General features: G+C 30.5%; 14 protein-coding genes and 1 pseudogene. 6 read left to right on the top strand and 9 right to left on the bottom strand.

What is annotated here, in order from left to right; all coding sequences use genetic code 11:
- The first annotated feature begins 179 nt into the window (after positions 1–179).
- Positions 180–683, top strand: a complete 504-nt coding sequence (locus GXM21_RS07265) for a cell division protein SepF (protein WP_008537673.1) — start codon at positions 180–182, stop codon at positions 681–683.
- A gap of 64 nt (positions 684–747) precedes the next feature.
- Here the strand turns inward: GXM21_RS07265 and GXM21_RS07260 are convergent, their stop codons facing one another.
- From GXM21_RS07260 to GXM21_RS07230, 7 genes are all read right to left on the bottom strand, one after another.
- On the bottom strand, positions 748–3,639 hold the full coding sequence (locus GXM21_RS07260; RefSeq protein ID WP_008537675.1) for a DEAD/DEAH box helicase: 2,892 nt from the start codon (positions 3,637–3,639) through the stop codon (positions 748–750).
- A gap of 87 nt (positions 3,640–3,726) precedes the next feature.
- Entirely contained in the window at positions 3,727–4,104 is a 378-nt protein-coding gene (locus GXM21_RS07255; protein WP_008537676.1) for a PH domain-containing protein, read from the bottom strand.
- An 84-nt stretch (positions 4,105–4,188) separates the two neighbouring features.
- A complete protein-coding gene (locus GXM21_RS07250) occupies positions 4,189–4,872 on the bottom strand; it encodes an SDR family oxidoreductase (RefSeq protein ID WP_008537677.1) in 684 nt (227 codons plus the stop codon).
- A gap of 11 nt (positions 4,873–4,883) precedes the next feature.
- Complete coding sequence (locus tag GXM21_RS07245) at positions 4,884–5,624, bottom strand: sulfite exporter TauE/SafE family protein (RefSeq protein ID WP_008537678.1); 741 nt, start codon at positions 5,622–5,624, stop codon at positions 4,884–4,886.
- Positions 5,625–6,098: 474 nt separating this feature from the next.
- Positions 6,099–7,130, bottom strand: coding sequence for a tRNA (adenosine(37)-N6)-threonylcarbamoyltransferase complex transferase subunit TsaD (gene tsaD / locus GXM21_RS07240; protein ID WP_008537679.1), 1,032 nt, complete (start codon positions 7,128–7,130; stop codon positions 6,099–6,101).
- A gap of 37 nt (positions 7,131–7,167) precedes the next feature.
- Complete coding sequence (locus GXM21_RS07235; protein WP_008537680.1) at positions 7,168–7,758, bottom strand: ribonuclease H1 domain-containing protein; 591 nt, start codon at positions 7,756–7,758, stop codon at positions 7,168–7,170.
- 69 nt (positions 7,759–7,827) lie between these two features.
- Positions 7,828–8,718 (bottom strand): helix-turn-helix domain-containing protein, encoded by an 891-nt coding sequence (locus GXM21_RS07230; RefSeq protein ID WP_008537681.1) that lies wholly within the window; start codon positions 8,716–8,718, stop codon positions 7,828–7,830.
- A 238-nt stretch (positions 8,719–8,956) separates the two neighbouring features.
- Between GXM21_RS07230 and GXM21_RS07225 the strand changes: the two genes are divergently transcribed.
- The gene (locus tag GXM21_RS07225) at positions 8,957–10,303 is read left to right on the top strand and encodes an MFS transporter (protein WP_008537682.1); all 1,347 of its coding nucleotides are present in this window, start codon (positions 8,957–8,959) and stop codon (positions 10,301–10,303) included.
- A 43-nt stretch (positions 10,304–10,346) separates the two neighbouring features.
- The gene (locus tag GXM21_RS07220) at positions 10,347–12,311 is read left to right on the top strand and encodes a glycoside hydrolase family 127 protein (protein WP_008537683.1); all 1,965 of its coding nucleotides are present in this window, start codon (positions 10,347–10,349) and stop codon (positions 12,309–12,311) included.
- Positions 12,312–12,370: 59 nt separating this feature from the next.
- Here the strand turns inward: GXM21_RS07220 and GXM21_RS07215 are convergent, their stop codons facing one another.
- The gene (locus GXM21_RS07215) at positions 12,371–13,633 is read right to left on the bottom strand and encodes a dicarboxylate/amino acid:cation symporter (protein WP_008537684.1); all 1,263 of its coding nucleotides are present in this window, start codon (positions 13,631–13,633) and stop codon (positions 12,371–12,373) included.
- A 285-nt stretch (positions 13,634–13,918) separates the two neighbouring features.
- On the opposite strand from GXM21_RS07215, the gene GXM21_RS07210 reads away from it, so the two are divergent.
- Positions 13,919–14,305, top strand: coding sequence for a thioesterase family protein (locus GXM21_RS07210; protein WP_008537685.1), 387 nt, complete (start codon positions 13,919–13,921; stop codon positions 14,303–14,305).
- Positions 14,306–14,366: 61 nt separating this feature from the next.
- Here GXM21_RS07210 and GXM21_RS07205 read toward each other — a convergent pair whose 3' ends face one another.
- Positions 14,367–16,286 (bottom strand): ABC-F family ATP-binding cassette domain-containing protein, encoded by a 1,920-nt coding sequence (locus GXM21_RS07205; RefSeq protein WP_008537687.1) that lies wholly within the window; start codon positions 16,284–16,286, stop codon positions 14,367–14,369.
- A gap of 274 nt (positions 16,287–16,560) precedes the next feature.
- On the opposite strand from GXM21_RS07205, the gene GXM21_RS07200 reads away from it, so the two are divergent.
- Both GXM21_RS07200 and GXM21_RS07195 read left to right on the top strand, forming a co-directional pair.
- Entirely contained in the window at positions 16,561–18,813 is a 2,253-nt protein-coding gene (locus GXM21_RS07200; RefSeq protein WP_008537688.1) for an alpha-galactosidase, read from the top strand.
- A 200-nt stretch (positions 18,814–19,013) separates the two neighbouring features.
- Positions 19,014–20,298, top strand: a pseudogene (locus GXM21_RS07195) (S-layer homology domain-containing protein).
- The last annotated feature ends 124 nt before the right edge of the window (positions 20,299–20,422 follow it).

Here is a 20,422-nt window from a genome sequence, read left to right as displayed (position 1 = left end):
TAGCATATTTATGAATTTATTTGATTAGTTAAACAATCAAATAAATTTTATGAAAATAATATTTATTACAGTTTTTTGCAGGATTTTTTTATTTTATAGAGAATTGTTCTAGTATGGGTTTATTTTAATTTTATATAAAATATATTTATGGGTTATAAAAGGATATTTGAGGTGAGATTATGGCGGATTTTTTATCAAAAATCACTAAGTTTCTAATTCCAGAAGAAGTTGAAGAAATAGAAGCTAAAGTTGATGAAAAACAAGAAACTAGAAGACAAACAGTAAAAGTAGCTCCTAATGTTACTCGTGTAGCAAATGGACCTTCCATTTACACAAATACAGCTGAAGCTACAAGAGATGAAGCAACATCATCTGCTACTAATAACTATGAAGAAAATAATCGTCGTCCTAGTTTAAAAGTATATAAACAGCCAAATATGAATGTACTTGTATTTGAACCTACTAATTTCAATGATACAAGAATTGCTGCTGATGCTTTAAAAGCTTCTAAAGCTGTGCTTATCAATTACGAAAAAATTGAACAAAGTGAACAAGTTCGTATTTGCGATTTTATGAATGGTGCTTGCTATGTATTAGATGGTTCTGTAAAAAGAATTTCTGCAAAAATGGTATTATATGTGCCAAATGGCGTATCTATTGAAGAAATTATTCCAACAAAATAAAAAAAGACATCTATGGAAATGGAAGTTTATGAAACTTATCATTTTTTATAGATGTCTTTTTATTTTAAACGGTTATGGTTGTAAGATAATCGAAAATATCTGCTCTAACAGGTGTATCTAATTTATAGAGAATTTTAAAACCATTATATTTAGGTGCAAATTCTGGATTGCCTTGGGCTGTGATTTCACCTAAAAAATAAAATTCCTTAGCTTCTTTATCTTCACTAGGTTTGCGCACAAATAGATATAATTTATTTTGTTCTTTATTCGCATTATATATATGTTTAGCATCACTAGAGTCTAATTTTCGATTGCTTTTGGAGTAGGCTGTAATCAAGGTATTGCTTAAAAATTCATTAGTATAATCTACTCTTTTTTTATCTGGCGCTATATAATTGATAAATACTGGCATGGTATGTGTTGTTTTTTCATAGAAATAACCAGCCATGGCATTAGGATTTATTTTTTGAGGCCAATTTAATAGATAACAAACTTCTTCATAAGTGTATTTTTGATATAAAACAAGATTAGTATTTTTGTATTTATTTTGATAGTATTTTTGATATCTTTCTAAGGCAAAATCGAGAATTTCATTTATTTGAAAATAGAACTTTTCATCTTGTAAAGCTGATTTAAAAATATCACTGATGATGTAATCATTATCATTTTCTTTGATGAAAATGCAATTACTAAATTTAGCTTGCTCATTGCTAATAGTAAATAGATTAGTTAAATTGCGTATTAATGAAACTTTTATTTGCTCAGTAAATTCTTGATGGTATTTTGTAATTAAGATTTGCTTTATATCCATTAATAAATGAGATGTATTTTTTAATAATAATTTTAAAGCTATGAGTTCATGAATTCTTTTGCCTTTAGCAAAGCGATATGAGATAAAATAAAGAATTTCTTCTTGAATTGTATTAAATCTAATTGTGTAATCTTTATCGTATTTTTGCAAGAAATTATGATATGTTTTAAATTTATCAAGGAATTTTAAAATATCTATACTACCAAACTGGGAAAAATCAAAGATAGAAGGAATTTTTCCTAATTTTTGTTTTAATTGTAGATATTCATTTTTCAATAAGGCTGTATCGCTTAATTTGGCACTATCAATGGCTTGATAGATTTTTTGACGAGCTATTTTATCAAAATGAATGGTAGAAGAACCAAAGATGAAACGATTGCCTTCTGCTACATAATGACGGATATTATCTTTATTATAAGAAGTATCACCAGATAGAGCTATTGGTATCATAAAGTTATTTTGATAGTTGCCGATAAAGTCAAGAATTACTACATAATCTTTTTGTGGATATTTGCGAAGCCCACGACCTAATTGTTGAACGAAGATAATGGCTGATTTTGTAGGTCTGAGCATGATTATTTGATTTATAGCAGGAATATCAATGCCTTCATTCATAATGTCTACAGTGAATATATAATCAAGACCTGTAGAGCGTTCTTTTTGTTCTAATTTATGAATGGCATTAGTTCGTGTTTCTTGACTATCTTTACCTGATAGAGCAATGGTATTAAATCCTCGCTCATTAAATTTTTGTGAAAGTATTTGGGCTTCTTCTATTTGACTACAAAATATTAAACCGCGCAGACGTTCTCCACTGAAACCATAGTATTTAGATTGATTGATAATATGTGTTACGCGAGCGTCTGTAGTTAAATCGTTAAATGTTGAATTATCATTGATTTCTTGATCATCAACTGTGATATCAGTAATGCCAAAGTAGTGAAATGGGCAAAGTAAATTTTCTTGCATAGCTTGGTTTAAGCGAATTTCATAAGCTATATTATGGTCAAATAATTGGTAGATATCAAAGCCGTCTGTGCGTTCTGGTGTAGCTGTCATACCTAATAAAAATTGTGGCTGAAAGTAATTTAAGATTTTTAAATAACTACTGGCACCAGCTCGATGAGTTTCATCAATGATGATATAGTCAAAATGTGTTGGTGTGAATTGAGTTAAATTTTCTTCTTTGCTTAGCATATTTATGGTAGCAAATAGATAAGGTTTATGAAAATCCTTATGATTAGCTGACAAAATACCATATTGGATATCTGGTATTATTTTGGCAAAAGTTTTACAAGCTTGTTTAAGAATTTGTTCGCGATGGGCTAAAAATAATAGTCGTTTAGGATTGGCTTTTTTGACAGCAAAGGCACTTAAATATGTTTTTCCTGTGCCTGTAGCTGATATCAATAATGCTTTTTGTTTATTATCTTGTTGTAATTTTGCTAATGCTGTTAATGCTTCCTGTTGCATTTTATTAGGAGCAATATCATTAGTAGAGATATTTTCTTGAACTGTAGCAAATTGTCTTTTTAATTTTTGTAAAGAATGATATTTATCAGCATATTGTTTAAGCCAGATATCAGTCAAAGGCATGGCTTCTTGCCACATTTGTTGAAATTGAGATAATGTATTGTTGATTAAAGCACCATTTGCTAAAGAATTTATTTTTAGGCTCCATTCTTTATTTGCTTTTAAGGCTGTTTGCGTTAAATTATTACTGCCTACAATTAAAGTGTAATAATCATTTTGTTCAAAGATATAGCCTTTGATATGGAAATTTTCTTTAGTATAAATGCGAATATTTAAATTAGGATATTGTTGTAATTCTTGTAGAGCTTTTGGTTGATTAAAATATAGATAATCAGTGGTTAAAATATCGCCAGTGATGTTTTTTTCTTGAAGTAGTTTTAAACATTCTTTAAGACAAATTAAACCACTTTGAGTGATAAAAGCTATGGCAAAATAAAATCGTTTACAAGTTTGTAATTCTTGAAGTAGTTCTACTAATAGATTAGAGCCACTATTATAATCATTATAGATTATCTGTGGTTGTAAATCAGGCAAGGAATTAATTTTATCATCTATAAGAGCGCTAGCAAGACTTTGTTGGAGTTCTTGAGCTAAATAATCTTGTGTTTGCATAGAGTAACCTCATAATTTTATATTGAATTTATTGATAAAAAAGGCTGAGTTTAAATCTATAAAGGATTTTAAACCCAGCTTTTTATTTTAACGTAATACATATTCAGCTAAAATAGCTTGTAGTTGATAAATATCTAAACTTTTATCAAATTTTTTGCTAATAGGCATATCCATACCAGCAACATATATTTTTAATTCAGCATCTAAATCAAAATGACCAGCTGTTTCAATGCTGAAATGTCTTATACTTTTATATGGTATAGAATGATATTGTGTTTTTTTACCTGTAATACCTTGTTTATCTACAAGGATAAGGCGTTTATCGGTAAAAATAAATAAATCACGAAAAATTTCATAAGCCTGTTGAATGTTTTCGCCATTAGCTAATAATTTAGCGTAATCTTGGCGGATATCATCAAGATTTGCTTTAGAGGCATTGCCTAAAAGATTATCAAATAATCCCATAAAAATTCCTCCTATACTTATATACATATTTTTATATTATAAATATTTATATAATATAATTCTGTGTATCAAGGAAGAATACCTTTATTTATTGTAATACCAATCGCAATCATCATGATAAATCATTTGTTTGGTCATGCCACCATCAACGACGATATCTTGACCAGTAATAAATGAAGATTTCTCACTGCAAAGAAACATCACAGCATTTACAATATCTTTGGGTACGCCAACTTGAAGTTTATCTGCTGAGGAAAATTCACTATTTGTAGTATCTATCCAACCAGGAGAAATACTGTTTACACGAGCTTTTCCACGCAATGTAACTGCCATAGCATGAGTTAGTGAAGAGATTGCTCCTTTAGCAGCAGTGTAACTTTCAGTATCTGCTTGACTCATCAAATGACGGCTAGAAGAAATATTTACGATGCTAGCATTGTCTTGAAGATGGTTCATAAATAATTTAGTAAGCATAAAAGGAGCTACAGCACCAACTTTTAGTACGTAGAGAAAATCTTCATAAGAAGCAGTAGCTAAGCCACCTTTCATAAGACAAGCGTTATTGATTAAATAATCTATTTTTGTATGCTCATCAATTACTTTTTGGGCAAATTGCGTCAATATTTTTTCATCAGCAATATCGCCAACAAAATAATCATTAGATAAAATATCAATAGTACATACTGTAATATTTTGAGCTTTGAATTCATCACAAATGGCTTTGCCAATACCTCTAGCGCCACCAGTAACAACGGCAACTTTATTCATATAGTTCTCCTTTAATTGATAGCTGAATAAATAGTATATAAAGCACTGAATAATAACATAACGAAGACGAGTCGATTAAACATTTTTTGAGAAATATAAGGAAATAATTTATTACCTAACCATAAAGCAATAAAACAGAATGGAACGATATAAATACTTTGTTCAATAGCAAATGAAAAATCTTTTCCTGCTAAGTAAAAAGCAAGGATACCTAGGTAGTTAATAATAGTAAAATAAGCAATACAAGTGGCACGCAAAGAAGTTTTATCACGATTAGTAGATGTTAAATAAATAATAAGCGGTGGACCACTCATACTGGTAGAAGTATTTAAAATACCAGATAGACAACCAACAACACCAGTTTTACAGGAAGTTTCAGTCAGTTGTTTACGATAAATTTTGGTAAGAAATAAGAATGATAAAATAACACAAGCAATGAAAATTTTTAATCCTATAGTAGGCACAAATAGATAGATAAGAATACCAATAGGATGACCTATTACTGAACCAATCAGCAATGGTTTTAGAAAATGCCAATCAATATTATCTTTGACAAAAAAGACAAAAACAGTATCAAGAACGACAGATAAAAATTGCAAAAGTACAACGACTTCTTTGGCATCATAGACCATTAAAAGTAATGGCGTAGAAACAATAGCAAATCCAAAACCCGTCAAGGATTGGATTAATGTAGAAATAAAAGCTATACCAATAGCTAATAATAACGAAGTATCAGAAAATATCTCCAACATAAAAAATCGCCCACTCATAAGAGATTATTCATTTTTCTTTTATTTAAAAGAAAAACGAATCAAAAAGAAAATATGCCCGCAATATTAGATTTTACTTTGGCAAAGATGAAATCATGTCTACAACGCTCAAAACTCGCTTCGCTCAGACAGTTGGACTAAAACCGTATCCATGATTTCATCTTTGCCAATAGCTTTTAGCTACCGTAAAATCTACTAACGCGGGGAATTTTGGTATTATTAAAAAAACAATTATAAAATAATAATTTGTAATTTTTATTTTCCGCATTATAAAATTTTAATGGTAATCGCAAGATTATTGAAAATAATTATCACTGAATACGGTTTTAGTCTGAATGTTTGAGCGAAGCGAGTTTCTAAGCGTTGTATGAAGTGATAATTATTTTCAAAATTAAAATTTTATCTGCGGTGATTTCTTTCGTTCGTTTCTTTGGCACCAAAGAAATGAATAAATCCCTATTTTTTGTCAGTTAATTCTAGATAAGGGATAGCGTTTAGGTTGCTATCGGCAAAGTCTCCTGCTTGGGCTTGGTAGTAGCCACGGCAGGCTATCATGGCAGCGTTGTCTGTGCATAAAATTTTGCTTGGGTAGTAAAATTCTAGACCGTTTTCTTTGCAGGCTTTTTGGAGATGTCCTTCTAGGGAGCTATTTGCTGCTACACCACCGGCAAGTACTAGTTTTGTCATGTTGGTTTGACGAGCTGCTTCTACAGCTTTATGCACTAGGATATTAACTACTGATTTTTGGAAGGAAGCAGCAACATCAGCTTTGTTGATTTCGATGCGTTTTGCTTTCATATTGTTTAAATAATTGAGCACAGCCGATTTTAGACCACTGAAGCTAAATTCATAGTTACCTTTTTCATTTAATGCCATAGGGAAATCAATAGCATCAGAATTTCCTTCTTTAGCTAATTTATCAATTTGAGGGCCACCTGGATAAGGTAATCCCATTACACGAGCTACTTTATCAAAAGCTTCACCAGCTGCATCATCACGAGTTTGTCCCATTAGGGAAAAATGATTATAGTCTTTTACGTGAACTAGGGAAGTATGTCCACCAGAAACTACGAGAGCCATAAATGGTGGTTGAAGTTCAGGTGTGGATAAGAAATTGGCGAAGATATGACCTTCTAAGTGATTTACGCCAATTAGTGGTTTATCTAAAGCAAAAGCCAAAGTTTTGGCAGCAGATACGCCTACAAGTAAAGCACCTACTAATCCTGGGCCATACGCTACAGCAATGCGATCAATATCTTTTAAAGTAACATTTGCTTTATGAAGTGCTTCATCTAAAACAGGCATGATATTAACAATATGTTTACGAGAGGCGATTTCAGGAACGACACCTCCGAATTTTTGATGAATTGGAATTTGAGTAGAAATTACATTAGCTAGTATTTCTCTGCCACCGCGTAAGATAGCAACAGAAGTTTCATCACAGCTAGATTCTATACCTAAAGTCAATGAATTATCTGTAGTAGTCAAATTTTTATTCCTCCTCTAATTTTTATTAAGTAATTTATTATAAACCTAAAGCTTGTTTAGCTAATTTGTCAGCAAGTTCATTACCTAATACTCCTGTATGACCTGCTACTTTTTTGAAGGTTACTAAATGTAAATATGGTTTCATAAATTCAGCATATGCTTTGGTCAATTCTTTATTTGTTTTCCAATTGCCTAAAGCCCATTCAGATAAACCAATATAATCATGGCAGATTACAATTTTTTCATCATGAGCAATAGCCCATTTGGTAGCTTCCATAGCGCCTTGAATTTCTCCAGCTACGTTATGTAACTCACTAGCATCTATGGAAGTGCCTTTTCCGTTGAAAGTATCTATTAATTTACCTTTATAAAAAATAGCCATACCCCAGCTATATTCACCATTTATATATGAACCATCTACATAAATATAATAACGGTCATCATCTTGTTCAGAAATATTGACAGAAGGTTTATCTTCTAAATAGTTTTGAGCTTCTTCTTTTGTGGGAAAAGATTTAAATAATGCTCCTTTAAAACCTTGTGTCTGTTTTTGACATTCAGCCCAAGTAGTAAATATTCCTGTTTGATAACCTTTTTTTACTGCGTAAAATTTTTTCTTTGTAGCCATATGTCCTCCTTTACAATATGTTTTATTATAGCATTTTTGTTTTATTATAGCTATTTTAATTAAAAATAGTTAGATTTTATTTATTTGTTGTTGCTTTCTATAATTTGTAGGAGCAGTGCCAACTATACGTTTAAATTGTTTAGTAAAATATGCATTATCATCAAATCCTACAGATATAGCCACTTTATTAATAGAAAAATTTGTGTATGTTAATAATTCTTTAGCTTTTTGTATGCGTATGTGCAAGAGTAGTTGTAGTGGACTCAAGCCATATTTATTTTTCACGCAACGAATTATATGTGTAGGATGAAAAGCATATTCATCAGATAGTTTTTTTAAATCGAAGCTTTCTGTATAAAATAGAGAAAAATGTTCATAAATTTTTTCTGCTACATTTTTGGTATTTGGCTCATGAATATCACAAAGAATACTTAGAATGGAAAAAAATAATTGTTGGCTCTTTAATTGAGAAACAGTTGAAGAATAGAAATCTTTTTTGGGTTTAGTTTTATCAATTTTTACTTGAACGATAGTATTCATATATTCAGCCATTTGAGATTGTTGTTCGGCTGTTAGTGAACCATGTTGAGGTAGTGATATATGGAAAGGTTCTTTAGTAAATTGATAATTTGCTTTTTGTTTATGGTTTTTATCATAGATAGGTTTATCCATATATTTGAATTTACCAGTAGTATAAAAATGTAGCCAAAAGAAATCTGTAGCTTCATCACAACATTTATATCCTTTGTGTAATCTATTTGGTGGCAAAATCAAGAATTCTCCTTTTTTGAGAATATATTTTTGAGAATTTTCTTCTAAATACAGCTTGCCAGCAGTTACAAATATTAAGTCAAATGTAGACGGCATGATTCTTCTTAAATGTAAATCGCCTACTCGATATAATGATTTACCTCCTACTATTAAATGAGGTAAAGGTGGACAAGTAAAAATAATATACAAAAAATCACCTCAAATATTAATTTTATTATACTAATAAAACTTGAAATTAAGCATAATATTGATGTTTATTAATATTATACTATATATTTTTTTATTAGTTATGATAATTTTATTATATTATTTATGCTAATATTATACTATTAAATGTTAATTTTATTTATTTAAAGTTTTCAAATAATTATATAAAATATAAACAGTTAAAAGTTACGTGACTAAAAAAAATAAGGTGGTTTTAGATATGAGTAATAATCAAATTAATCATAAAGTACCATTATCTGGTCGTTTGAGTTATGGCTTGACTGATGGATGCGGAAATTTATTATATTGTATAATAGGTTCTTATTTATTGTATTTCTATACGGATGTTTTTGGTTTATCTGTTGCTACAGCTGGAGCTATTTTGTTATTTACTCGTTTATTAGATGCTATAGATGCTCCAATTTGGGGCTTTATTGTTGACCATACTAAATCTAAATATGGACAATCTAGACCATACTTTTTATGGTTATGTGTACCGTTTGCTGTATTTATGTGGCTTACATTTACTACACCAGCTTTATCAGGTACAACAAAAATAATTTATGCTGTAGTTACTTATATATTAGCAGGAATTTTTTATACGGGGATACAAACAGCAATTACTTCAATATTACCAAATTTAACTCGTCGTCCAGGTGAGCGTGTTATATTAAATACATTTCGTATGGTTGGCGGTAATATAGGAGCATTTATTTGTATGACTTTTACGTTACCGTTAGTTGCTTTTTTTGGTGAAGGAAATGAACAAAAAGGATTTTCATATACATTAGCATTTTTTGGTATTATTGCTATTGTTTTATTTATAGTAGCTTTTAAGAATTTACGTGAAGTTAACGTAGAGAAAATAAAAAGTATACCAATAAAAGATAGTGTAAAAGCTATAAAAGGTAATTGGCCATGGATATTGGTTGTTATAGCTAATTTGATTTTTTGGATAGCATTAACTATACGTTTATCCACTGTAGTATATTATTGTCAATATTATTTAGGAGATAAGAGTTTAACAGTATTTATAAATGGAATAATGTTGGTTCAAGTTATAGGTATGATTTCTATTCCATTATTAGTAAAAAGATTTAATAAATATGGAACAATGATTTTAGGTTTTATTTTAGTAGCAGGTGGACATATTGGTATTTTCTTTGTAGGCACTAATATAGAATTAATGATTGTTTTTTGGATTATTGCTTCTTTAGGGCAAGGTATAGCATGTTCAATGCCATTTGCTATGCTTTCAGATACAGTTGATTTTGGAGAATGGAAGACAGGTATTCGTGCTAGTGGATTTTTAACAGCTATAGGAAGTGCATTTTGTATCAAAGCTGGCTCTGGTATAGGAGGTTTTATTCCAGCAGCTGTTATGAATTTATTTGGTTATGTGCCGAATGCAGTCCAATCTTCAACAGCATTATTTGGTATACAATTTGTATTTACATGGCTTCCTGCAATAATTTTCTTATGTGGAATTATTCCAATGCTTTTTTATCGTAAATATGAACAAAATGAAAATAATATTCTTTTAGATTTAGCAAAAAGAAATAGTTAATAAAAAAATAATAGATGGAAATAAATTGTTGAGGAGATTTATTATGTTTGAAAATAAAATAAAAATAACAGCACCATTTTGGCAACAATATATAAATTTAATCCGTGAAGAAATGCTACCTTTTCAGTGGTCAGTATTAAATGATGAAGCTGATATTAAAATTGAAAAAGAAAGAGATGCAGATCATATACCAGCAGAGAAAAGCCATGCTATTGAAAATTTCAAAATTGCAGCTGGAATAAGCAAAGGAAAACATTATGGAATGGTTTTTCAAGATAGTGATGTTTATAAATGGCTAGAAGCGGTAGCATATGCACTACATCAACATCAAGATAATGCTTTACAAAAAATTGCTGATGAGGTAATAGATTTATTAGCAAAAGCTCAACAAAGTGATGGATATTTAAACACATATTTTACTATAGAGGCACCAGAACGTAGATATAAACGTTTATATCAAAGCCATGAACTTTATTGTGCAGGACATTTTATTGAAGCAGCAGTTGGATATTATAGTGTTACAAAAAATCAAAAAATATTAGATATTGCTTGTAAATTAGCAGATCATATTGATGATATTTTTGGCAGTGAAGATGGAAAAATTCATGGATATGATGGACATGAAGAAATAGAATTGGCATTACTTCGTTTATTTGAGCTTACAAAAAATGATAAATATAAAAACTTAGCAAATTTCTTTTTATATGAACGTGGGAAAAATCCAAATTTCTTTAAAGAACAACAAAAGACAGATCCTTCAACTAAACCTGTAATTGAAGGTATGGAAAGTTTTAAACCGGAATATTATCAAAATCATAAGTCTATTTTGGAACAAGAAACAGCTGAAGGACATGCTGTACGTGTTATGTATATGTGTACAGGTATGGCTATGTTAGCTCGTTTAAATAATGATGAAAAGATGTTTGAAGCTTGTAAACGTTTATGGAAGAATATTGTTACTAAACGTATGTATATAACAGGTGGTATAGGTTCTACTGTTATAGGAGAAGCATTTACTGCAGATTATGATTTGCCAAATGATACAATGTATTGTGAAACATGTGCCTCTATAGGATTGATCTTTTTTGCAAATAATATGTTGAAATTAGATGTAGATAGTCAATATGCAGATATAATGGAAAAAGCTCTATATAATACAGTTATAGATGGTATGGCTCTTGATGGAAAACATTTCTTTTATGTAAATCCATTGGAAGTTGTTCCGCAATTAAGTCATAAAGATCCAGGTAAATCACATGTAAAAACTGTTCGTCCAGCGTGGTTTGGTTGTGCATGCTGTCCACCTAATTTAGCTAGATTATTGAGTTCTTTAGACGAATATATGTATACAGTAAAAGATGATGTTATTTATAGCAATTTATATGTAAGTAATAAATCTGATTTTAAAATTAATAATCAAGTGATAAGTATTGAAGAAATTACAGATTATCCATGGGATGGAAAAATTACTTTTAAAGTAAATAGTGAGGCAACATTTAAATTAGGTTTACGTATTCCTAGTTGGGCAAATAGATATTTATTTAAGTTAAATGGTAAGGAATTTACACCAAAAATAGAAAAAGGATATGCTATTATAGATAGAACTTGGGAAAAAGGAGATATAGTTATTTTTGATATACAAATAGAAGCTAATTTTGTTTGTGCAAATCCTTTAGTTCGTGAAGATTATGGCAAAGTTGCTATACAACGAGGTCCTATTATTTATTGTGCAGAAGGTGTGGACAATGGAGATAATTTGCATTTAATAACTATAGATACAAATAAGAAAATAAATGAGTATAAAGATAGTGATAGTTTAGGGGACATTGTAAAATTAGAATTAGAAGCTGAAAAATTAATTTTAGATAAACAGTGGAATAATATTTTATATAGAAATATCATGGAAAAACAAGAAAATGTAGAGATTATTAAGTTGAAACTAATACCATATTTTTGTGCGTTTAATCGCGGTGAAAATGAAATGGCTATTTGGTTAAAAACTAAATAATAAATAAAGCTCCTTAAAAGTCAGTGGACAGCTTTTAAGGAGCTTTATTTTTATTTATATTATGCTAAAGTATCACCTTTAAAATTATTTTGGTAAGAAGATTTTATTTCTCCGCGAGAAATTTCACGTTCCCAGAGACCAACAACAACTGTAGCAATACAGTTACCAAATATATTGCAGAATGTACGAGCCATATCCATGATACGGTCTACACCTAAGATAATAGCGATACCTTCTGTTGGAATACCAAAAGAAGCAGCTGTACCAGCAATTACAATGATAGAAGCGCCAGGAACACCGGCTATACCTTTAGTGGAAATCATAAGTGTAAGTAACATCATGATTTGTTGAGTAAGACCAAAATCAATATTATACATTTGAGCTAAGAAAATAACAGCTAGAGAACTATATAAAGTGGAACCATCAAGGTTGAAGGAATAACCTGTTGGCATAACGAATGTGATGACATGTTTTGGTAAACCTAATTTTTCTAAACATTTCATGGCAAGTGGTAAAGCAGCTTCACTACTTGCAGTGGAATAACCTAATAATAATGGTTCACGTAAAACTTTGAAGATATGCCAGAAATTTAATTTAGTGATGATAGAAGCAATAATTGCAAGGATAATTAAGAAGACGATTATTGCAAAATAAAGTGAAAATACTAATTTTCCAAGAGGAATAAGCATTTCTAAACCGAAAGTACCAACAGTATAAGAAATCATAGCAAAAATACCAATTGGTGCAAAAAGCATAACATAATGTGTAACTTTGAACATTGCTTCTGCTACACCGCGACAACATTCAACAACAATTTTTCCTTTTTCGCCGATATGAGCAAGAGCTACACCGAAGAAACAGCTAAAGAAGATGATTTGTAACATATCGCTTTTAGCGCAAGCTTCAACAATGTTAGCAGGAATGATATTTAATAAGTGCATAGAAATACTGAAAGATTCTGCAGTAGCGGCAGCATTAGCTCCAGCAGAAGCTCCAATGGAAGGAAGAGAAACGCCAACACCAGGTTGAAGTACATTTACGACTACAAGACCAACAACTAAAGCTAAACTACTAGCAACTTCGAACCAGATGATGGCTTTACCACCTAAACGACCAAGTTTTTTGAAATCACCAGTACCAGCAATACCAATTATTAAAGTACTAAAAATAAGAGGTACAACGATCATTTTAATCATGCGAATGAACGCATCGCCTAATGGTTTTAATTGTGACCCGATATCAGGTAAAAAATAACCAAAGATAGCACCTAATACTAGCCCTAAAAATATTTGAGCTGTGAGATTAATGCGCAACTTTTTCATTAAAAAGACTCCTTTTTGAAATTTATTTTTTGCATAAAAACGGATTATATATTGTTATTTTATGCAGTTAACATATTAACAATATATTTAAAAACATATTTATCATTATAGTAGTAGTGTTATGTTAAGTCAATGTAAAATCTAGATAAAACATTGTATACATTGTTTTAAGAGTAAAATTAGTTTGAATATTTATGAATTAATAATTTGCATAAAAACTCTATGGATAAATTTTAAATATATGTTAAAATAAAAAATATATTTAAATGAATAGGAATGAGATTAATGTTAACTTTAAAAACAGGTATAAAAGGACAAGCACAAGTTAAAGTGGTTGAAGAAAATACAGCGAAAATAATGAAAAGTGGAGCCTTGCCAGTTTTTGCAACTCCAGCGATGGTGGCGCTAATGGAAGAGGCTTCTTGCATGGCTTTAAAAGATTATTTGGAAGAAGGAGAAGGTACTGTAGGTATAAAATTAGATATATCACATATCGCACCAACTGCTTTAGATGATGTCGTAATAGCTATAGCTACTTTAGATAAAATAGAAGGTAGAAAATTAACTTTTATAGTTGAAGCAAAAGATACGCATAAAGTTATTGGTAAAGGAATACATGAAAGATTTATTATAAATAATGAAAAATTCATGAATAAATTACAAAAAAATTAATAATTAATAAAAAAGCTTTCTATTTATAGTTTGTACTAAATAGAAAGCTTTTTTGTTAGATTTATTTGCTATTTTCGGCTAATTCTTCTAAATATGCCCAACGTTCCATTAAATAATCTAATTTTTCTTGAAGAGCAGTTTCTTCTTTTGTTAGTTCATTTAATTTGCCATAATCAGAAGCATTTTGACTCATTTGAAGTTGTACTACTTTTAGTTTTCCTTCTGTTTCAGCAATTATGGCTTCAATTTCAGCATATTCTTTTTGTTCTTTAAAAGAAAGTTTTTTTACGGGCTCAGTTTTAGTTGTGGTATTTTTAGATGTTTTTTCTGTATCAGAAATGGCATTTTTTGTTTCAGTATTTTTTCCTTTTTCTAATGTAGCTAATTCTTTTTCTTCAATGCCTTTGTAATAAGAATAGCCACCAGGATATTGACGAAGCGAGCCATCTTGTTGATAAACAAAGACTTTATCTGCTAAGCGGTCAATGAAAAAGCGGTCATGGGATACAAATATAATAGCACCATTAAAATTATCAATGAATTCTTCTAAAATAGACATGGTTTGTAAATCTAAATCATTTGTAGGTTCGTCTAGTAATAGAACATTAGGAGAACTCATTAAAACTCGCAATAGGAATAAACGACGTTTTTCACCACCAGATAATTTACTGATAGGAGTCCATTGTAATGTACCTGGGAATAAAAATCTTTCCATTAATTGAGATGCACTTAGTTGTGTACCATCAGCTAATGTTATGTGATGAGCAACTTCTTTGATATATTCAATAGGGCGAAGTCTTTCGTCCATATCAATATTTTTTTGAGCAAAATATCCAATTTTTACAGTTTGACCAATATTTACATTTCCTGTTGTTGGTGGCAAAATGCCAGCTATTATATTTAATAAGGTAGTTTTACCAGAACCATTAGGTCCTAAAATACCTATGCGGTCATTTCGTAAGACTGTATAAGTGAAATCTTTAATGATTGTTTTATTATCTACAGTATAATTTACGTTTTCTAATTCAATTACAGTGCGACCTAGACGAGAGCCTGCAAGTCCCATTTCAATTTTACTATTATCAATATTTACTTTTTGATTTTTTACTTCTTCAAATCGTTGTATTCTTGCTCTTTGTTTGGTAGAACGAGCTTGAGCACCACGACGTATCCATTTTAATTCATTACGTAAAAAGTTTTGACGTTTTTGTTCTGAAGCTTCTTCGCGTTCTTCTCGGGCAGTTTTTAATTCTAAAAATTGAGTGTAGTTACCTGTATAAACATAAGATTTGCCTTTATCCAACTCTAAAATTTTAGTAGCAACAGAATCAAGGAAATATCTATCATGTGTTACCATGATTAAAGCACATTTCAATTTTTGAAGGTATTCTTCAAGCCATGCGATAGTTTCACTGTCTAAATGGTTAGTAGGTTCGTCAAGTAATAATAAATCACATGGTTGAATTAATGCTGTAGCTAAAGCTAATCGTTTTTGTTGTCCTCCAGATAAGGTTTTTATTTGGGCAGAAAAATCCATAATACCTAATTTAGTTAGAATGGTTTTAGCATCACTTTCTAATTGCCAGCCATTTAATTCATCAATTTTACTAGTTAATTTAATAATTTTTTCTTGTAATTTATGATCATGAGGATTTTTTTGACTTTGAGCTAGAGTGATTTCGTAATCATAAAGCGCTTGCATAATAGGTTGATTACCTTGAAATACTTCCATTAGAATAGTATTTTCAGGATTGAAAATTTTATCTTGTGATAGATATTCAATTTTTATATTTTTGCCAGCAATGATATTACCACTATCTTGAGGAATAAGACCTGCAATAACTTTGATAAAAGTAGATTTACCCGTCCCATTGACACCAACAATACCTATTTTATCACCTGAAGATAGGCTGAAGTTTACATTTTCAAATAAGACTTTTTCTCCATAAGTTTTACATAAATTTTCTATTGTTAAAATCATAATAAAAACACACTCACTTTAAATGTTTTATTGTTTGTATATTATATCATAATTTATTTAGCTAAATAAAATTTTTAATTAAGTGAAAAAGAACAACATAGATACAATTTTTAGAAACATAAAACATTGATTTTATTTTTTATAAATATTATAATATTAAGCAAGAAAAGCGAAAACGTTTACAGATTTATTTGTATTGAATTTTGCAAAAAATCTTAGCATTTTTAATTTAGTTATTAATGCAAGAAGTTTTTTAATTCAAGGAGGATAAAAGATGATTTTATTTAACCAAGAAACAAAGACATTTCATTTAAAAACTTCTAAAACAAGTTATTTGATGAAAGTCTTAGAAACAGGGCATTTACTCCATCTTTATTGGGGGCGTCCTTTAAAATCTGAAAATCTTGATTATACTGTACGTAGAAAAGATTGGTTTAGCTTTGTTGCTAATACAGATAATATAGATGCTTTCCATTTAGAGTCTAAAGAACAAGAATATCCTGGATATGGTTCTACAGACTTACGTAGTCCTGCTATTGAACTTGAATTTGCTGATGGTACAAGTGCTACAGATTTTAGATATGTAGATTATAAAATTGTTGATGGCAAACCTGCATTAGAAGGTTTACCTGCAACATATGTGGAAGCAGATAAAGAAGCTCAAACTTTAATTATTACATTAACTGATAAAGTAAAAAATGTTGATGTAGAATTATCCTTTACTGTTTTTGAAGAATATAATGCTATCGCTCGTAGCGTTAAAGTAATAAATAAAAGTGCTGATGATGTAAAAATTCAACGTGTATTGAGTGCAAACGTTGATTTTAAAGATAGTAAATTTGAAATGATTCAGCTTTCTGGTTCTTGGGCTAGAGAACGTCATATCATTCGTACACCACTTCGCATCGGTGGACAATGTGTAGAAAGTCGTCGTGGTGCAAGTAGCCATGCGCAAAATCCATTTATGGCTCTTGTTCGTAAAGATGCTACTGAAACAAATGGCGATGTTTATGCTATGAGTTTAGTATATAGTGGTAACTTCTTAGCTAATACAGAAGTTGATATGTATAGCAAAGCTAGAATGCAAATTGGTATCAATCCATTTGATTTCACATGGTTATTAAAAGCTGGAGAAGAATTCCAAGCACCTGAAGCTGTACTTGTTTACTCTAACGAAGGTTTAACAGGTATGAGTCATACTTATCAGAATTTATATGGTAAACGCTTAATGCGTGGTGTATGGCGTGATAAAGCTCGTCCTGTTCTTATTAATAACTGGGAAGCAACATATTTTGATTTCAATGAAACTAAAATCAAAGAAATCGCTAAACAAGCTAGTGAATTCGGCATTGAATTATTCGTTTTAGATGACGGTTGGTTCGGTGAAAGAAATAATGATGACCGCTCTTTAGGTGATTGGTTCGTAAATGAAAATAAAATCCGTGGCGGTTTGAAAAAACTTGTTGATGAAATCAATGGTATGGGCATGAAATTTGGTTTATGGTTTGAACCAGAAATGGTATGTCCTATCAGTAAATTATATGAAGCACATCCTGATTGGTGTTTGCATATAGAAGGTCGTACACGTTCTACAGCACGTCGTCAGTTGATTTTAGACCTTTCTCGTAAAGAAGTTTGCGATTATATTATTAAATCTGTATCTGATGTACTTGCTAGTGCAAATATCGAATATGTAAAATGGGATATGAATCGTAATATGACAGAAATTGGTTCTGCTGTATTACCAGCAGAACGTCAACGCGAAGTAGCTCATCGTTATATGCTTGGTTTATATCATGTAATGGATGAAATTACTAGTCGTTTCCCTAATGTTTTATTTGAATCTTGCTCTGGTGGTGGCGGTCGTTTTGACCCAGGTATTTTATACTACATGCCACAAACTTGGACAAGTGATGATACTGATGCTATTGAACGTTTGAAAATTCAATATGGTACATCTATGGTTTATCCTAATGTTGCTATGGGTTGCCATGTTTCAGCAGTACCAAATCATCAGGTAGCTAGAATTACACCATTTGCTACTCGTGGTATTTCTGCAATGTGTGGTAATTTTGGTTATGAACTTGATTTAACAAAATTAACTGATGAAGAAAAAGCTCAAACTAAAGCTCAAGTAGCATTTTATAAAGAAGTTAGAGAACTTATCCAATTTGGTGATTTCTATAGAATTCAAAGTCCATTTGAAAATAATGAAACAGCATGGAGCTTTGTAGCTAAAGATAAATCAGAAGCAGTTGTAAGCTTCTTTAGAACTTTAGCAGTGCCAAATGATAATTTAGCAACTATTTGTGCTGTAGGTTTAGATGCTGATGCTATTTATGAAGATATGCGTACTGGTAAACTTTATGGCGGAGATGAATTAATGTATGTAGGCATTAATGTTCCAGATAAAGTTGTTGGTGGTATAGCTGAAGAAGGTAAAGAATTATTTGCAGGCATGCCAAGTCCTGTTATTGAAGGCGATTATGCTGCATTTATATGGCACTTCAAAAAAGTTAATAAATAATAAAATAAATTATATAAATGAATTTACTAGAGATTGAGATTTTATCAATCTCTAGTAAATAAAAGAGAAATGATTGAATATTTTTAATATTATTTTTATAGGCAAAAACTTTATTTTAAATAAAAATTTTATATTTTAGGAGAGAATTTATTATGTTTAACAAATCTACATTAACTATTACAACATCTGCTTTGGTTTTAATGAGTACGGGAGTAGCAGGAGCTGCTAGCAATCCATTTAGTGATGTTCCTCAAGATAGATAGCTGGGCTTATGATGCAGTGGCAACACTTGCTGCTGATGGCGTAATTGATGGTTTCCCAGATGGAACATACCAGGGCAATAAAACAATGACACGTTATGAAATGGCTCAGATTGTAGCTCGTGCTATGGCAAAAGAAGATTTACAAAAAGCAGATAAAGCTATTGTAGATAAGTTAGCTGCTGAATTTGCAGAAGAACTAGATAATTTAGGTGTTAGAGTAGCAGACCTTGAAAAGAAAAGTGATAATGTAAAATTCACAGGAACAGCTCGTTTACGTTATGATGATGGCGATATCAATGCTACTGGTCCAAAAGCTGATTGGGATAAAGATAGTGCAAGTCATGCTCATATTGAATACTGGATTAAAGGAAAAGTAAACGACAATTGGACAGGTGTAAGCCAGATTGAAACAGAATACAATATGAAATCCGATAGCATCACTGCATATGGAGACAAAGATATTCAAGTAAATAAAATATATGCAGAAGGTAATTTCGGCGATAGCATGTTAAAAGTAGGTCGTTATGGAGAATTTTCTTCATACGGAAGAATTATCGATACTGAAATTTCTGGTGCAGAATATACATTTGAAGCTGGCGATTTATCTGGAGCATTAACTTATGGTAGATTAAAAGATAGTAGAACATTAGCTGGAACTAAATTCGAAAATAAATCAGGTGGAGAATATGGAGCATATCTTGGAACAGAGTATTCCTCTGCTAGATTGAAATATAATCTTAGCCCAGTAACATCAATTGGTGCAACATATGGTAGATTGAATGAAGTAACAGTAGAAGATCAAGGCTTTAAAGATAGTGTAAATATTTGGGAAGCAGGATTTAATACAAAACTTGCAGACAATTTAACATTAATGGCAGCATATAGTAAATCTGATTTAGATGGAGTAACAGATAGTGTTGGCAGTGAAGTGGTAAATGATGGATGGTTTAGTGAACTTCGCTATAAACAACACAATCCAAGTGATGTAGGTTCCTTTGCAATCTTCACAAATTATAGAAATGTAGGTGCATTCTCAACAATAGATGCAACAGTAGACTATACTGAAAACGTAAGAGGATGGACACTTGGCTTTGACTATGTACCAATGGAAAATACAACAATAGAAGTATTCTACACAACAGGTACACAAGTAAATGCAACAAGTACAGAAGGTAGACAAGATGTAGATATTTTCCGTGCACAAATGGAATTTTATTTCTAATCATATAATTTATAAATCTAATATTTAAACAAAAAGGCTTATTACTTACAAATTGTTTAGTAATAAGTCTTTTTGTTTTGGAAATTAAAATCATGATATTAGATTTTAAATTTAATAGATAGTG

It is taken from the genome of Megamonas funiformis (genome assembly GCF_010669225.1).
Taxonomy (GTDB): domain Bacteria; phylum Bacillota; class Negativicutes; order Selenomonadales; family Selenomonadaceae; genus Megamonas; species Megamonas funiformis.
Note: the sequence above shows the minus strand (reverse complement) of the source record. Positions and strands in the feature narration are given on the sequence as shown.

Excerpts from the sequence above, each read along its gene's own strand:
- GXM21_RS07200 (WP_008537688.1), top strand. The coding sequence starts at position 16,561 with ATGATTTTATTTAACCAAGAAACAAAGACATTTCATTTAAAAACTTCT.
- GXM21_RS07245 (WP_008537678.1), bottom strand. The coding sequence starts at position 5,624 with ATGTTGGAGATATTTTCTGATACTTCGTTATTATTAGCTATTGGTATA.
- GXM21_RS07235 (WP_008537680.1), bottom strand. The coding sequence starts at position 7,758 with ATGGCTACAAAGAAAAAATTTTACGCAGTAAAAAAAGGTTATCAAACA.
- GXM21_RS07215 (WP_008537684.1), bottom strand. The coding sequence starts at position 13,633 with ATGAAAAAGTTGCGCATTAATCTCACAGCTCAAATATTTTTAGGGCTA.
- GXM21_RS07265 (WP_008537673.1), top strand. The coding sequence starts at position 180 with ATGGCGGATTTTTTATCAAAAATCACTAAGTTTCTAATTCCAGAAGAA.
- GXM21_RS07210 (WP_008537685.1), top strand. The coding sequence starts at position 13,919 with ATGTTAACTTTAAAAACAGGTATAAAAGGACAAGCACAAGTTAAAGTG.
- GXM21_RS07225 (WP_008537682.1), top strand. The coding sequence starts at position 8,957 with ATGAGTAATAATCAAATTAATCATAAAGTACCATTATCTGGTCGTTTG.
- GXM21_RS07260 (WP_008537675.1), bottom strand. The coding sequence starts at position 3,639 with ATGCAAACACAAGATTATTTAGCTCAAGAACTCCAACAAAGTCTTGCT.
- GXM21_RS07205 (WP_008537687.1), bottom strand. The coding sequence starts at position 16,286 with ATGATTTTAACAATAGAAAATTTATGTAAAACTTATGGAGAAAAAGTC.
- GXM21_RS07250 (WP_008537677.1), bottom strand. The coding sequence starts at position 4,872 with ATGAATAAAGTTGCCGTTGTTACTGGTGGCGCTAGAGGTATTGGCAAA.
- GXM21_RS07255 (WP_008537676.1), bottom strand. The coding sequence starts at position 4,104 with ATGGGATTATTTGATAATCTTTTAGGCAATGCCTCTAAAGCAAATCTT.
- GXM21_RS07220 (WP_008537683.1), top strand. The coding sequence starts at position 10,347 with ATGTTTGAAAATAAAATAAAAATAACAGCACCATTTTGGCAACAATAT.